This window comes from Streptomyces sp. NPDC048291 (assembly GCF_043201715.1).
Lineage (GTDB): Bacteria > Actinomycetota > Actinomycetes > Streptomycetales > Streptomycetaceae > Streptomyces.
Genome location: NZ_JBICZC010000012.1, coordinates 223,194 through 238,105, shown reverse-complemented (window position 1 = coordinate 238,105; position 14,912 = coordinate 223,194). Strand labels below are relative to the sequence as shown.

14 protein-coding genes are annotated in these 14,912 nt (G+C 72.6%); 5 read left to right on the top strand and 9 right to left on the bottom strand.

The genetic code is table 11. From position 1 onward, the window contains the following. Nucleotides 1-20 precede the first annotated feature (20 nt). Nucleotides 21-1,247, top strand: coding sequence for a cytochrome P450 (locus ACGF5O_RS31700; protein ID WP_393813314.1), 1,227 nt, complete (start codon nucleotides 21-23; stop codon nucleotides 1,245-1,247). Here ACGF5O_RS31700 and ACGF5O_RS31695 read toward each other — a convergent pair. Then, nucleotides 1,244-2,407 carry an NAD-dependent formate dehydrogenase gene (locus tag ACGF5O_RS31695; RefSeq protein ID WP_393813313.1) on the bottom strand — a complete coding sequence of 388 codons (1,164 nt, stop codon included), beginning with the start codon at nucleotides 2,405-2,407 and terminating at the stop codon, nucleotides 1,244-1,246. The genes ACGF5O_RS31700 and ACGF5O_RS31695 overlap by 4 nt on opposite strands. 104 nt (nucleotides 2,408-2,511) lie before the next feature. Further along, on the bottom strand, nucleotides 2,512-3,447 hold the full coding sequence (locus ACGF5O_RS31690; protein ID WP_393813312.1) for a LysR family transcriptional regulator: 936 nt from the start codon (nucleotides 3,445-3,447) through the stop codon (nucleotides 2,512-2,514). 143 nt (nucleotides 3,448-3,590) lie between these two features. Between ACGF5O_RS31690 and ACGF5O_RS31685 the strand changes: the two genes are divergently transcribed. Beyond that, the gene (locus ACGF5O_RS31685; protein ID WP_393813311.1) at nucleotides 3,591-4,580 is read left to right on the top strand and encodes an aldo/keto reductase; all 990 of its coding nucleotides are present in this window, start codon (nucleotides 3,591-3,593) and stop codon (nucleotides 4,578-4,580) included. Nucleotides 4,581-4,686: 106 nt separating this feature from the next. Beyond that, nucleotides 4,687-5,850 carry a PP2C family protein-serine/threonine phosphatase gene (locus ACGF5O_RS31680; RefSeq protein WP_393813310.1) on the top strand — a complete coding sequence of 388 codons (1,164 nt, stop codon included), beginning with the start codon at nucleotides 4,687-4,689 and terminating at the stop codon, nucleotides 5,848-5,850. A gap of 6 nt (nucleotides 5,851-5,856) precedes the next feature. On the opposite strand, the gene ACGF5O_RS31675 is transcribed toward ACGF5O_RS31680, so the two are convergent. Continuing rightward, entirely contained in the window at nucleotides 5,857-7,503 is a 1,647-nt protein-coding gene (locus ACGF5O_RS31675) for a carboxylesterase/lipase family protein (protein WP_393813309.1), read from the bottom strand. A 236-nt stretch (nucleotides 7,504-7,739) separates the two neighbouring features. Here ACGF5O_RS31675 and ACGF5O_RS31670 point away from each other — a divergent pair, with 236 nt between their 5' ends. Continuing rightward, nucleotides 7,740-8,525, top strand: a complete 786-nt coding sequence (locus ACGF5O_RS31670) for an NPP1 family protein (protein ID WP_393813308.1) — start codon at nucleotides 7,740-7,742, stop codon at nucleotides 8,523-8,525. Between the two features lie 71 nt (nucleotides 8,526-8,596). Here ACGF5O_RS31670 and ACGF5O_RS31665 read toward each other — a convergent pair whose 3' ends face one another. From ACGF5O_RS31665 to ACGF5O_RS31655, 3 genes are all read right to left on the bottom strand, one after another. Then, nucleotides 8,597-9,412 (bottom strand): SAM-dependent methyltransferase, encoded by an 816-nt coding sequence (locus ACGF5O_RS31665; RefSeq protein ID WP_393813307.1) that lies wholly within the window; start codon nucleotides 9,410-9,412, stop codon nucleotides 8,597-8,599. 148 nt (nucleotides 9,413-9,560) lie between these two features. After that, nucleotides 9,561-9,797, bottom strand: a complete 237-nt coding sequence (locus ACGF5O_RS31660) for a DUF397 domain-containing protein (RefSeq protein ID WP_177233215.1) — start codon at nucleotides 9,795-9,797, stop codon at nucleotides 9,561-9,563. A gap of 1 nt (nucleotide 9,798) precedes the next feature. After that, nucleotides 9,799-10,674: a helix-turn-helix domain-containing protein gene (locus ACGF5O_RS31655; protein WP_393813306.1), complete on the bottom strand. Its 876-nt coding sequence runs from the start codon at nucleotides 10,672-10,674 to the stop codon at nucleotides 9,799-9,801. Nucleotides 10,675-11,000: 326 nt separating this feature from the next. Between ACGF5O_RS31655 and ACGF5O_RS31650 the strand changes: the two genes are divergently transcribed. Further along, entirely contained in the window at nucleotides 11,001-11,678 is a 678-nt protein-coding gene (locus ACGF5O_RS31650) for an ATP-binding protein (RefSeq protein ID WP_393813305.1), read from the top strand. Between the two features lie 213 nt (nucleotides 11,679-11,891). Here the strand turns inward: ACGF5O_RS31650 and ACGF5O_RS31645 are convergent, their stop codons facing one another. The 3 genes from ACGF5O_RS31645 to ACGF5O_RS31635 all read right to left on the bottom strand — a co-directional run bounded on the left by ACGF5O_RS31645 (nucleotide 11,892) and on the right by ACGF5O_RS31635 (nucleotide 14,867). Further along, complete coding sequence (locus tag ACGF5O_RS31645) at nucleotides 11,892-12,143, bottom strand: hypothetical protein (RefSeq protein WP_393813304.1); 252 nt, start codon at nucleotides 12,141-12,143, stop codon at nucleotides 11,892-11,894. Between the two features lie 27 nt (nucleotides 12,144-12,170). Beyond that, entirely contained in the window at nucleotides 12,171-14,306 is a 2,136-nt protein-coding gene (locus ACGF5O_RS31640; RefSeq protein WP_393813303.1) for a hypothetical protein, read from the bottom strand. Nucleotides 14,307-14,408: 102 nt separating this feature from the next. Beyond that, complete coding sequence (locus ACGF5O_RS31635; protein ID WP_393813302.1) at nucleotides 14,409-14,867, bottom strand: flavodoxin family protein; 459 nt, start codon at nucleotides 14,865-14,867, stop codon at nucleotides 14,409-14,411. Nucleotides 14,868-14,912: the final 45 nt, after the last annotated feature.

Here is a 14,912-nt window from a genome sequence, read left to right as displayed (position 1 = left end):
GCCCTGGGAGGCATGCCACGATGACGACCGGTACCGAAGAAGCCCGGATCGCCCTCGACCCCTTCGTCACCGACCTGGAAGGCGAGAGCGCGCGGCTGCGCGCCGCCGGTCCGCTCGCCGCCGTGGAACTGCCCGGCGGGGTGCCCGTGTGGGCCGTCACGCACCACGCCGAGGCGAAGGCGCTGCTCACCGACCCGCGTCTGGTCAAGGACATCAACGTGTGGGGCGCCTGGCAGCGCGGGGAGATCGCGCCGGACTGGCCGCTGATCGGCCTCGCCAACCCCGGCCGTTCGATGCTGACCGTGGACGGCGCCGACCACCGCAGGATGCGCACGCTGGTCGCGCAGGCGCTCACCCCGCGCCGGGTGGAGCAGATGCGGGAGCGGATCCAGAAGCTCACCCAGGACCTGCTCGACGGTCTCCCGGCGGACGGGGGGACGGTCGACCTCAAGGCGGCCTTCGCCTATCCGCTGCCGATGTACGTCGTCGCCGACCTGATGGGCATCGACGAGGCCGAACTGCCGCGCCTGAAGGTGCTGTTCGAGAAGTTCTTCTCCACGCAGACCCCGCCCGCTGAGGTCATCGCGACCCTCACCGAGCTGGCCGGGATCATGGCGGCGACGGTCGCCGCCAAGCGGGCCGAGCCCGGCGACGACCTCACCAGCGCGCTGATCCTGGCCTCCGAGGACGGCGACCACCTCACCGACCAGGAGATCGTCTCCACCCTGCAGCTGATGGTGGCGGCCGGGCACGAGACGACGATCTCCCTCATCGTGAACGCGGTGGTCAACCTCTCCACCCACCCCGACCAGCGGGCCAAGGTGCTCTCCGGCGAGGTGGACTGGTCGGCGGTGGTCGAGGAGACCCTGCGCTGGTCCACCCCGACCTCGCACGTGCTGATCCGGTTCGCCACCGAGGACGTCCAGGTCGGCGACAAGGTGCTCCCGGCGGGCGACGCGCTCATCGTGTCGTACGCCGCGATAGGCCGCGACGAGAACGCGCACGGGCCGGGCGCCGGGGAGTTCGACGTCACCCGGGAGTCCCAGAACCGGCACATCTCCTTCGGGCACGGCCCGCACGTCTGCCCGGGTGCCGCGCTCTCCCGGCTTGAGGCGGGCGTCGCGCTGCCCGCGCTGTACGACCGCTTCCCCGGCCTGGACCTGGCGGTACCGGCGTCCGGGCTGCGCAACAAGCCGGTGGTCACCCAGAACGACCTCTTCGAGCTGCCGGTCCGGCTGAACCCCTAGCGGGTGTGCACGGAGTACGACTTGGCTCCGGTGCCGGCCAGCCTGCCGCCGTCGACGATCAGGTACTCGTCGCGGATGGGCCGGCCGGCCAGCCAGGACTCCAGGATCTCCCGGGTGCCGGCGGCGTAGCGGGCCTGGGCGGAGAGGCTGGAGCCCGAGATGTGCGGGGTCATCCCCTGGTGCGGCATGGTGCGCCAGGGGTGGTCGGCGGGCGCGGGCTGCGGGTACCAGACGTCGCCCGCGTACCCGGCCAGCCGCCCGCTGCGCAGCGCCCGGTCCACGGCGTCCCGGTCGACGATCAGGGCCCGGGCGGTGTTGATGAGGTAGGCGCCGCGCTTCATGGTGCCGAGCAGCTCGTCGCCGAACAGGCCCTCGGTCTCCGGGTGCAGCGGCGCGTTGATCGTGACGACGTCGCAGTGCGGGGCCATGTCGGCCGCGCTCTCGTGGAAGGTCAGGTTCAGCTCGCGCTCGACGGACTCGGGCAGCCGGGTCCGGTCGGTGTAGTGCAGCTTCACGTCGAAGGGCGCGAGGCGGCGCAGCACCGCGAGCCCGATCCGGCCGGCCGCGACGGTTCCGACGTGCATGCCCTCCAGGTCGTACGACCGGCTCACGCAGTCGGCGATGTTCCAGCCGCCGTCGAGCACCACCTGGTGCGAGGGCAGGTAGTTGCGGACCAGCCCGAGGATCATCATCACGACGTGCTCGGCGACGCTGATGCTGTTGCAGTACGTCACCTCGGCGACCGTCACACCGTGCGCGATGGCGGCGTCGAGGTCGACGTGGTCGGAGCCGATGCCCGCGGTGATCGCCAGTTTGAGGTTCGGCGCGGCGGCGATCCGCTCGGGGGTGAGGTACGCCGGCCAGAACGGCTGCGAGATGACCACGTCCGCGTCGGGCAGCTCGCGGTCGAAGACCGAGCCCGCGCCGTCCTTGTCGGAGGTGACGACCAGGGTGTGGCCGGCCTTCTCCAGGAAGGAGCGCAGGCCGAGTTCGCCGGAGACGCTGCCGAGGAGGTGGCCGGGGGTGAAGTCGACCGCCTCGGGGGCGGGGGTGGTCTGGCCGCCCGGGTAGTGGTCGATGACGGGGATGTCGTCGCGGGCGTAGCTCTTCGGGTATCCGTCGGTCGGGTCGTCGTACAGGACGCAGAGCACCTTGGCCATGATGGCGGCTCCTCAACTCCGTTGCGGAAGGTGCGTTCCACAATCCTCGGGGGTAACTGCGCAGGTCAAAGCGAATGTCGCTATTCCGTGATAGGCCGCGCCTATCACCGGTCGCGGCCGGCCAGGACCGCGTGCAGCCGGCTGTCGAGGGCGTCCCGCAGGCCCGCCTCCCGGGCGACCTTCACCAGGGCGCGGGCGAGCACGGACTGGGGTTCGCTGCGGGCGACGACGAGTCCGACCCGGGGGCCGTGGACCGGGCCCTCCAGGGGGACCACGCGCATGCCCTCCGGGACGCCGAACATGTGCAGCCAGGCGTGCGAGATCACGCTGGACCACCGGCCGCCGGGGAGGTGGGCGTAGAGGCCGGCCACGCTGTCGGACTCGACGGCCGGGACGGGGGCCGCGCCGTCGGCGGCGAAGCACTCGTCGATGATGCGCCGGTTGCGCATCCGCCGCCCGAGCAGGCACAGCGGCAGGGCGGCGGCCTGCGACCAGGTGGCCGTGACCGCGTCGCCGAGGAGCCCGCCGACCGGGGTGAGCAGGACGTACCGCTCCTCGTAGAGCGGGAAGCGGCGGACCTGGCGCAGTTCGTCGTCGTCCAGGTAGGTCATGGCGGCGTCCAGCTCGAACTCGGCGAGGCCGCGCCGGATGTCGGCCGACGACAGGGACTCCATGGCGACCCGGGCGTGCGGGTGCCGGTCGCAGAAGGGGCCGGTGAGCAGGGAGGTGACGGGGACGGCGGTGGGGACGATGCCGAGCCGCAGGGTGCCGGTGAGGCCGTCCCGGAGCGCCGACAGCTCCTGGCGGAGCGCGTCCCCCTCGGCGAGGATCCGGTGCGCCCAGGCCAGCACGACCTCGCCCTCGGGGGTGAGGCCCTCGTAGCGGCGGCCCCGGCGCACGATCGGGACCGCCAGTTCGTGTTCGAGCCGCCGTATCGCGGCGGACAGGGAGGGCTGCGAGACGTGGCAGGCCGCCGCCGCCCGGCCGAAGTGCCGCTCCCGGGCGAGCGCGACGAGGTATTCGAGCTGGCGCAGCAGCATGCGGCCTCCGCGGGTGGGCTGGGCGGCGGATACGGGGTACGGGTTCAGGTGTACCGGATCGGCGGCGCCCGTTTGACTTCGAGTGCTCTCCAAGTCGTAGCGTCCGGAAGGAGAACAAGTCAGCGGGAAAGGCTGGGAGTCACATGCGACAGCGCAATCTGCGGGATCTTCAGGTGAGCAGCATCGGCCTCGGCTGCATGGGCATGTCCGCCTTCTACGGCACCGCCGACGAGGACGAGGGCGTGCGCACCATCCACCGCGCGCGGGAACTCGGCGTCACCTTCCTCGACACCGCGCAGCTCTACGGGCCGCTCACCAACGAGTCGCTGATCGGCGAGGCGATCCGGGGGCACCGGGACGAGTACGTGATCGCCACGAAGTTCAACTACCGGATGGACCACGCCGTCCCCGGCGACATGAGCAGCATCGGCCCGCAGGACGGCTCGGCCGAGCACGTCCGCAGCTCGGTCCACGGCTCGCTGGAGCGTCTGGGCACCGACTACATCGACCTCTACTACCAGCACCGCGTCGACCCGAACGTGCCGATCGAGGAGACCGTCGGCGCCCTGGCCGAGCTGGTCGCCGAGGGCAAGGTGCGGCACATCGGGCTGAGCGAGGCGAGCGCCGAGACGATCCGGCGGGCCAACGCCGTGCACCCGGTCGCGGCCGTGCAGACCGAGTACTCGCTGTGGACCCGGGACCCCGAGGACGAGGTGCTGCCGGCCTGCCGGGAACTGGGCATCGGGTTCGTCCCGTACTCGCCGCTCGGCCGCGGCTTCCTGGCCGGCCGGTTCTCCACCCCGGACGACCTCGACGCCAACGACTGGCGCCGCACCGGTCCCCGCTTCACCGGCGACAACCTGGAGGCGAACCTGCGGCTGGCCGCCAAGGTGAAGGAGATCGCCGCCGAGAAGGAGGTGACCCCGGCCCAGCTCGCCCTCGCCTGGGTGCTGGCGCAGGGCGACGGCATCGTGCCGATCCCGGGCACCAAGCGCGTCACCTACCTGGAGCAGAACGCGGGCGCGGTCGACGTCGAGCTGACCAAGGAGGACCTGGCCCGGATCGAGGCCGAGGTGCCGCGGGCGGCCGGCGAGCGCTACGACGAGGCCGGCATGCGGTCCGTGAACCTCTAGAACCTCCAGCGCGCCGGAAACCTCCCCCGGGGGCCGTGCGCGGCGCCTCCGGGGAACCGTCCGGCTCGCGGTGGCCGGTCCCCAGGCGGTGGCGCACGCTGGTGGCATGGGCAAGCTGCAGGGCTGTGTGACGGGGCTGCGGCGGTCGTGGCAGTCGTCGCACGCGCTGCTGCTGCTCCCGGTCCTGCTCATCCTGGTGATCACGATGGCGGACCTGCGCACCCCCGAGAACATCCATCTGGGCCCGGCCCTGGTCATCGCCCCGGCGCTCACCCCGTCCTTCGCGGGACCCCGGTCGACGGCGCTGGTCGGGGCGCTGGCGGTGATCGCGCAGGTGGTCATCGCCGTGTTCCACGGCGGTCTGACCACCGCGAACCACATCGTGCAGATCGTCACCCTCACGGTGCTCTCGGTGATGGTGGTGATCTACAGCGCGGTCCGCGAGCGGCGCCGTGCCCAGCTGGCCCAGGTGCGCTCGGTCGCCGAGGCCGCGCAGCACGTCCTCATGTGGCCGCTGCCCGAGCACATCGGCCCGCTGCGGATCGCCTCGCTGTACCTGGCCGCCGAGGACGAGGCGCAGATCGGCGGCGACCTGTACGCGGCCACCCGCTGCAACGACGAGGTCCGGGTCCTGATCGGCGACGTGCGCGGCAAGGGCCTGTCCGCGATCGGCGAGGCGGCCCTGCTGCTCGGCGCGTTCCGGGAGTCCGCCCACCGGCATGTCAACCTGCCCGACCTCGCCGTCGCCCTGGACCAGACCGTGCAGCGGTACGCCGCGGACCTGGAGCCGCCGGAGGAGGCGGGCGAGCGGTTCGCCACCGCGCTGCTGGTCGAGATCCCCGACGCGGACCCGGTCACCCGGATGACCAGCTCCGGCCATCCGCCGCCGCTGCTGCTCAGCCCGGGGCACGCGGTCACCGTGCCGAGCCTGCACCCGTCGCCGCCCCTGGGCGTGCCCGAGGTGGGCGGCGGCTCCGAGCACACCCTGGACGTGTTCTCCTTCGAGCCCGGTGACACCCTGCTGCTCTACACCGACGGGGTCGTCGAGGCCCGGGACGCGCAAGGCCGCTTCTACCCGCTCGCCGAGCGGGTCGCGCAGTGGACCGACGCCAGCCCGGAGGCGCTGATGCACCACATCCGGCGCGACCTGCTGGCACACGCGGGCGGCCACCTCGGCGACGACGCGGCGCTGATCGCCCTGCACCGCACCCCGACCGTGCACCGCCGGCACCACCACGGCGTCCTCGGCCACGGCTCCGCGCGCGCCTGACGGGCCTCAGAACTCCGTGGTCTGCGACTCCAGATACGTGGTCAGGAGGGCGAGCTTCGCGTCGCTGTCGGCCACCGCCAGCGTGCCGGGGTTCCCGCCGAGTTCCATGGTCTGCGGGGTGTCGGTGGCGAGGGCGGGCCAGTTGGCCAGTGAGCCGCCGTTCGGGTCGCCGGTGGCGGCGAAGCGGGCGACGTAGGAGGCGGTGGTGTCGGCGGTGTCGTAGTCCTTGGAGGTCCAGGGGCGGTCGGTGTTGTAGAGGTAGCCGAGCAGGTAGTAGACGTCGGAGCCCTCGAAGGCGCCGGTCGCGGCGGTGCCGACGACCGGGTTGGTGTCGTCGTACCCGGGCGGGACGCGGGTCCAGAAGTAGGTGTGCACGGCGCTGGAGTTCGCCGCCGTGTCCTTGAACTGGGTCGCCCACAGGAAGGCGGAGACGCGTTCCTCGTCCCGGGCGTAGGCACTGAACTGCCGGGCGGCCGCGGTGTCGCCGTCCGCCGGGTAGAGGTCCAGGAAGGTGTCCGCGAGCCCCAGCGGGCCGAACTCCGTGCGGGCGTAGGCCTGGAACGCGTCGAGGGTCAGCTTCAGGTCGGGCGAGGCGCCGTTCGCGTCCTTGCAGACGCCGGTCAGGACGGGCACGTCGGTCTCGGCGCGGGCCTTCAGGACGGCGGTGTAGGTGTCGGGCAGGACGTGCCCGTCGAGGACGTGCCCGAAGTCGACGGCGGTGTCGGCGACGGCGCCGCCGACGATGTCGTCGGCGTCCAGCGCGCGCAGGCCCGCGAGATCGGCCACCCCCAACCGGGCCGCGAAGTCGGTGCCGTCGGCCTCGGCGGCGGCGAGGGTCCGGTAGCGGCCGGTGTCCCGGGCGAGCGCCGGGTCCTTCGTGTACCGGACGCCCGAGGAGAGCAGCGCGCGGTGGTAGAGGCCCCTCGCCTGCCGGGACGCGAGCAGGATGTGCACGACGGACGCGCCCTGGGCCCAGCCCGCCAGCGTGACCCGGTCCGGGTCGCCGCCGAACCCGCCGATGTTCCGCTGGACCCACTCCAGCGCCGCGACGACGTCCAGGATCCCCCAGTTGCCGGAGCCGCCGTACGCGGACTCCGCGGTCAGCTCGGGGTGGGCGAGACCGCCGAGCGGGCCGACGCGGTGGTCGAGGGTGACGACGACCACGCCCTTGGACGCGAGCAGCGAGCCGTTGTAGATCTCCTGGCCCGACCACAGGGCCTGCTCGCCGCCGTACAGCCAGACCAGGACGGGGCTGCCGTCCCCCGAACCGGTCGCCGTCGTCCAGATGTTGAGGTTCAGGCAGTCCTCGCCGAGTTGGGGCACCTGGTCGGCGGGGATGCCCGTGACCGGCTGCGGGCAGGCGGGGCCCCAGGAGTCGGCGGCGCGGACCCCGTCCCAGGAGGGGGCCGGCTGCGGCGGGCGCCAGCGGTTGGCGCCGGCGGTGGTGGCGGCGTACGGGATGCCCTTGTAGACGGTGACGCCGCGCAGGCCGCCCTGGACTCCGGTGACCTGGCCGGACTCCGTGGAGATCACGGTGGCGGCGGTCCTCGCCTCGGCCTGGGTGGCCTGCGTGCCGAGCAGCCCGGCCGCGGTGGCGGCGCCGAGGAAGCCGCGCCGGCTCAGCGGGGCGGAAGGCAGTTCTGTGTCGGTCACGGGGGTTCCCTCTCGGGTGGTGGGGGGGGGCGGACGAACCGACGAGCAGCCTGACCTCGGCCACGCCCCGCGGCAACCGCATCCGGGGGACTCACAGCAGGTCAACAGCGTCTGACAGCAGCCGAGTTGGCCGAGCTGTTCAATTGTCTTTGGGTCAAAGTTAAGTCGTAAGGGTAGTCGTCGGCAGGACCCGACTGCGAGACTCCGCTTCGCCTTTCACCGACAGGGAGTCCCCCATGACCGCACTGCAACCCCCCACCCGCAGACGGCCGCTCCGCAAGGCCCTCGCCGCCGCCCTCGGCGCGCTCGCGCTGGTCGTCGCCGTGCCCGCCACCGCGCACGCCGACGTCCTGACGCTGCTGCCGCAGAACGCCGACGGTTTGGAGCAGACGTTCTCCCCTGCCTACGACTACGACGGCGACGGCTGCTACGCCACCGCGGCCATCGGCGCCGACGGCACCCTCAACCCCGGTCTCTCGCTCGGCGGCGACGTCAACGGCCACTGCCACGACTACGCGCAGCTCGCCAACGCCAACACCTACTCGCGCGAGAAGTGCAACAACGGCTGGTGCGCGGTGATGTACGCCAGCTACTTCGAGAAGGACCAGGCGACGTACGGGCCGCTGGCCATCGGGCACCGGCACGACTGGGAACACGTCATCGTGTGGATCCAGAACAACCAGGTGCAGTACGTCTCGGTGTCCCAGCACAGCAGCTACCAGGTGGCCGCCGCCTCGGCGATCCGGTTCGACGGCACCCACCCGAAGATCGTGTACCACAAGGACGGCCTGTCCACCCACGACTTCCGGTTTGCCAACTCCAACGACGACCCGCCGGAGAACGTGACCGGCGGCTGGTTCTTCCCGCGCCTGGTGGGCTGGGACGGCTACCCGGCGGGCTACCGCGACAAGCTGATGAACGCGAACTTCGGCGACGCCACCATCAAGATCAAGGACGGCTCGTTCAACGCCAACCTGGGGTACTCCATGCCGTCCGGGATCTCGTTCGACCCGAACGCCTGAGCCGCCCGGTACCCGCGTGACGACCGTGCCGGGGCCGGGAAGGTGAGCCCGGCCCCGGCACGGAACCCGTGCTACGGCTTGCGGGCGACCGCTCCGTACATCGCGATGTCCTCGTCGCGGATGCCCTCCTCGCCGGTGCCGTCCGGGTGCCACTTGTGCACCTGGACGATGCCCGGCTCGACCAGTTCCAGGCCCTCGAAGAACTCGTCGGCCTCGTCGATGGTGCGCAGCCGCATCGGCATGTTGCGGGCCGCGTACTCGCGGGCGACCCGGCCCACCTCGTCGGGCGCGAACTCGGCGGTGCCGATGGACATCGCCAGGTAGCTGCCGGACGGCAGCGGTTCGAGCAGCCGCCGTACGACGCCCACCGCGTCGTCCGCGTCGAGCATGAAGTGGACGATGGCGATCACCGTGAGGGCGACCGGCTTGTCCAGGTCGAGGGTCTCGCGCAGCTCGGGGGCCTCGAAGAGGTCCGTCAGGTCGCGGAAGTCGGCCTCGATGTACGCCGTCCGGCCCTCGGGCGTGCTGGAGAGCAGGCCCTGGGACAGGGTGAGGACGATGGGGTCGTTGTCCACGTAGACGACCCGGGACTCCGGGGAGACCGCCTGGGCTATCTCGTGGAGGTTGGGGGAGGTGGGGATGCCGGTCCCGACGTCCAGGAACTGGCGCATCCCCGCCTCCTCGGCGAGCCAGCGCACGGCGCGGTTCATCCAGTCGCGGTTGGCGCGCATGTGGATCGGGAGCGCGGGCCACTCCCGGGACATCGCGTCGCCCGCCTCCTGGTCGGCGGGGTAGTAGTCCTTGCCGCCCAGGATGTAGTCGTAGATCCGTGCGGAGTGCGCGTTCTCGGTGTCGATGCGGTCGGCCGGCCATCCGTTGTCGGGCAACGCCGTGTCTCCCATTCAGGTGAGGGATGCGGGGGTGTTCGGGGGCTGCGCGGTGGTGCGTCGGGGGTGGGGGGTTGAGTGTGGAGGGTTGAGTGTGGGGGGGTTGGTTGAACGATCAGCTATAGCAAGGTAGTTCCGGGAAATCCGATCACATCAGGAAGTCGGCGTCACCCGCCTTCACACCGGACAGGAAACTCGTCATCTCACGGGGTGTGAAGACCAGCGCCGGTCCGTCGGGGTCGGTCGACTGGCGTACCGCGACCCGGCCGTCGGCGAGCTTCTTCACTTCGACGCAGGCGCCGCCGGCGTCGTCGCTCCACGGCTTGGACCAGCCGCGCGCGCCGAGTTGCCGGGACGGGATGCCGTTGCGTATGGGGTGGTGCACGTCAGAGCTCCTTGCGAATCGCACCGAGGAAGGCCTCGGTCTTTCTGGCGGGCGCCGCCTGGGCGCCCAACCGGTCCAGGGCCTCGCGATAGACCACGACGTCGTCGCTCTTGTCCAGGTAGACAGCGCCCACCAGGCCGTTGAGATAGACGATGTCGGGCAGCTCGGGGGCCTTGAACCGGAAGAGGTGGTACGCGCCCGCGCGCATGGCGGGGTGCGGGCCGTTGGCGAACGGCATGATCTGCAAGGTGACGTTGGGGAGCCGGTTGATCTCGATGAGATGGTCGATCTGGGCCCGCATGACCTCGGCACCGCCGACCGGCCAGCGCAGCACCGTCTCGTCCATCACGACCCACAGCCGCGGCGGGGCCGGCCGGGTGATCAGTTCCTGGCGCCGCATGCGCAGCGCCACCATGCGCTCGGTCGCCTCGCCCGGCGCGTGCGGGTTGCCGGCGCCGAGCAGGGCGGCGGCGTACGCGCGGGTCTGCAACAGGCCGTGCACGAACTCGTTCTCATAGGCACGGATCTGCAACGCGGCCTGTTCCAGGCTGAGATACGCGGCGAACCAGTCGGGCATCACGTCGCGGTAGGTGTGCCACCAGCCGCGTTTGTTGGCCTCACGCACCGACTGGAGGAAGGTGTCCACCTCCTGGCGGTCCGTCACGCCGTAGACCTGCAGCAGTTTCTCGGCGTCGGCCAGCCGGAGCCGGGCCACCTTGGCGGCCTCCATCCGGCGGATCGTGGAGTGGCTGACCCCGATCGCGGCGGCGGCCTGCTCGTAGGTCAGGCCGGCCCGGGTCCGCATCTCCTCCAGCTGCCGGCCGAGAATCATGCGCAGGACGGAAGGGGCTCCGCCCCAGTCGGTCTCCGAGGTCACGCCCTACCCCCTCACACCAGGTTTCAGGGTCACCGTCTCACGTACTGGTGATCGTTCAGGTACGGGTTCGATCACTTCTTGTCGGGAGCAGCATGCACTTCGCTTCTTGCAATTTTCAACTTGCTGGTTGCGAGGCGATGTTGGCAGATGCCAAAGTGGAGTCACTGCTCCGGCCGACCAAGGAGCAGGCGAAGCAGTCCAGTTGGGGGAAACTGAGCTGCGGCCCGGCGCCGCCCAGGCACGGGTCGTCGTCTGCCCCCGAGCGGCCCGGGACGGACGCGACCGATCAGCCCCACGCTGCGAAGCCGGACGAAAGGCGCACGGCGATGGCCCCGCCCTCTCTCCCCCAGCCGCTCGACCGACTCCCCGAGGACCACATACCCGGCCTGCCCCGGCCGGCCCTGACGGCCGCCGCCGAGGGCCCGTACCGCCCGTCGGAAGCGACGGGCATCCCCAGACCACCCGGAGGCGAACGCCTCGGTCGACTCCCTGGGCCGCAAGGCCTCGACCGGTTCGCCTCCGGGGACCGCTCCGCCCTGCGCAGCCGGGTCTTCGACCTGGCGCCGACGCCCCGCGCGGTGGGCAACGCCCGCCGGAGCGTGGGCGAGTTGCTCGACTCGTGGGGCGTGGGTGAGGAGGCCCGCGACAACGCGGTCCTGGTGACCTCGGAACTGGTCACCAACGCGATCGTGCACTCGGCCGGCCGGCGGATCGTCTGCCGGGTGCACGCGGGCGCCGACCGGATCCGCATCGAGGTCGAGGACCAGAACAACGGGAGCATCGCGCTCCCGGCACCCCGGCGGGCCAGACCGGACGAGCAGAACGGGCGCGGCCTGTTCCTCGTCGACGCGCTCAGTCTCGACTGGGGCGTCACGGCCGCGCCGGAGGGACGGCCCTCCGCCCGCGTCGTCTGGGCCGAGCTGTCGACGGCACCGGACGCACCGCTCCACACCCCCAGTACCTCAGGAGGCCCCCCGACCCATGGACCGTCCCCCCACTCCTGACCCCGCCGCCGACCCGTCCTGGACCCGCACCCGCCCCAAGCCCGGCCCGGACCAACCCCACACCGCTCCGACGGGCTGAGCCGCTCGCACCACACCGCGGCCGGGACGCGATCGTTCCGGCCGCGCCACAAGACCGATCGCCGCGTGACCGATCCGCCGCGTGACCGATCCGCCGGGTCGTCGATCGCCGCGTCACCGATCAGGGCCCGCCGTTCACTCCGCCGCGTGGGCCAGCAACGCGGTGGCGGCCGCCCGCAGTTGTATCGCCGCGGTCACGCAGGCCGTCGCCTGCCGCTCCAGATCGGCGCCGCCCCACTCCTGCGCCCCGGCATCGTCGCCCAGCCGCTCGGCGGCCCCGCGCAGCCGCTCGGCGTAGCCGTCCATCCGGTCCGCGTCGGCTCTCAGACCGTCCACGTACGCGAGGAGCTCGGGCGCGGCGGTGACGGGACGGGATTCGGTCGCCATGGGGCTCACCTGCACTCGGAGGGAGGCCTAGCGCGGCAGCACCGCGCCGGCGCTTCTGTGGGCCACGAACCGCGGGCTGGTCAGGACGAACCCCGGCCGTACCGCGTCGAGTTCGAGGATCTGGAGGTGCCGGGCGAGCGGCCCGTGGGCGCCGTCGAGCCGCAGCCGCAGCCGGGGTCGGGCATGGACGCGCGGTCTGCCGTGGGCACGGACCAGGGTGCGGACGGTGCTCTCGCCGCGGCGCCCGTAGAGCACCCAGTCCGCCTCGGGGCAGCGGGCGCCCGGACCCGGACGGCCCTCCACCGAAACACCCAACTCGGGTGCGTGCACGCGCAGTTCCCGCCCCTGTAGCTCGACGTCGGCGGAGCCGCGCACGGCCGGCTGGGCCCACAGCTCCTCGGCCACCGCCCGCGCCTCCTCCGTGCCGACGGCGAGCGAGACCACGTACCGTCCGGTGCGTCGCAGGTCGGCCCGGCGCAGCAGGTCCGCGGCGAGGTCGTAGGCGTGCGGTCGCCACAGGTCGTCGACCAGCACCGACAGGCCGAGTTCGGTGTAGGGGCCGATGGTGGTGCAGCGGTGCTCGTAGAGGGAGAGCACGGCGAGGGCGCGGCGGCCGAGCCGGGTGGGGACCATCCAGGCGACGTCGGGCAGCAGGCTGCGGGCCACGTCCGTGTCGACCGGGAAGCACAGGTGCGCGGCGGAGGAGTCGTAGTAGCGCACCGGCACGTCGACCGGGCCCGCCGAGGTGGCGAGGCCGGTGGTGGGGACGGCCAGGAACGGGTAGCCCTCGGGCGGACGGCCGCGGTCCCTGAGCCGGTAGACACGGGTGCGTTCGACCGGTCCCCGGTAGGCGGCGAGGGCCCGGTCGACGTCGGCCCGGGCCTGCGGGATCACCGTCTCCAGGTGGTCGATGTACACGCGGAGCAGGTGGCAGTGCGGGAACTCGCGGGTGGGGCCGGTGTAGTCGACCCGGTACCGGTTGGCGTGCGGGGCCCCGGGGCCGTCCGGGAGCGGGACGATGTCGTACCGGTTGGTGATGCCGGCGACCCAGGTGCGCGGGTCGGCCGGCCTGCGGTCGTCGGCCTGCGCACCGACGGCGACCACGTGGGTGACCCGGTAGGCGCGGCAGAACTCGTCGTCCTGCGCGAGGTTCAGCAGCGCGATCCCGCCCTCGCCGTGCCCGACCAGCGCGAGGTCGGCGCCGCGCGGGATGCCGTGGTCCCGGATCGCCAGCAGGATCGAGCGGGCGTACGGCGAGTCGGTCAGGAACAGGTTGCGCCAGACGCCGGCGAAGTCCTGCGGGGAGTCGTCGCGGGGGTGGCCGGGGGCCGTGCCGGGCGCCTGGACGACGTAGCGGAGCACGCCGTCGGGGCCGCGTATCTCCTGGACGAGGACGCGGGCGTCGCCGGCGAGCGTGTCGATGTTGCGCAGGAAGCCGAGGAAGGAGCCCTCGGTGGCGATGGACACCGCCTCCCGGGCGGAGAGTTCGACGGCCTGGGCGGCGCCCGCGCCCTGGTCCGCGACGGCGAGGTGGGAGGCGTCCAGGCCCCGGACCGACCCCGCGGTCAGTGCCCGGCCGGCGGCCAGCGCCCAGGCGGTGTCGTCGCTGAGCGGGTCCTCGTCCAGCAGGCCCCGGACGGCGAGGAGTTCCGCCAGGATCGGGGCGAGAGCCGACAGCGGGCGCTGCGCGCCCTCGTCCTTGAACAGGGCCCGCAGCGCGCGGACGGCCGCCTCCGGGTCGTGGTCGGCGGTGACCGCGTCCGTCAGCCGGCGCATGCCGGGGTCGCGCCCGAACTCCGGGTGGTCGAGGAGTACGGCGGCGATCCTCAGCCGCAGCGAGGTGACCGCCACCAGCGCGGCCAGGCTCTGCCGGCCCAGCGCCTCCCCCGCCGCGCCGAGCAGATGGCCGACGCCGTCCGGTGCGACGATCGCCGAGCCGCCGAGGCCCTGCCTGTTGGTGAGCGTCCGCAGCAGCGCCCAGCGGGCGGCCAGGCCGGTGCGCGGGCGGCGGCGCGCGGAACCCGTCAGCGCCGGGGCGAACAGGACGGAGCTGGTCCGTGCGGAGACCTCGCGGATGCCCTCGGCGACGGCCACCACGTCACGGGCGCACTCCCGCAGCATCTCCGCCGCGGGCGGCCCGCAGGCACCGCGCTGCGCTGCCATCCGGCGCTCCCTCGGATCGACGACGGGGCCTGCTCCCATCGTGTGCCCTGGCTCCGGCACCCGCACCTTCGTCCGTCCGGGTGACCGGCGCCCGGAGACCGCTCAGGCGTCCGGGGTGAGCCCGGCGGCGAGTGTCGCGCCCAGTTCCCAGCACGCCTCGATGTCGGCCTTGCCGGGCTCGCCGGTCACCGTGACCGGTTCGGCCGCCCGGCGCCAGCCCAGGCCGGTGGTGATGGAGTCGAGGGCACGCAGGGCGCCGGTGACGTCGTTGCCGCCGTGCACGTAGGCGCCGAAGGGACGGCCGCGCGTCTCGTCCAGGCACGGGTAGTAGACCTGGTCGAAGAAGTGCTTGAGCGCGCCGGAGAGGTAGCCGAGGTTGGCCGGGGTGCCGAGGAGGTACCCGTCGGCCGCGAGCACGTCGGCGGCGGTGGCGGACAGCGCCGCCCGGCGCACCACCCGGACGCCCTCGATCTCCGGGGCGGTCGCCCCGGAGACCACGGCCTCGAACATGGCCTGGCAGTGCGGTGAGGGGGTGTGGTGGACGATCAGCAAGGTGGGCACACCGGCACCCTGCCCTGCGGTGCCCGCCGACGGCAAACGGCGGCG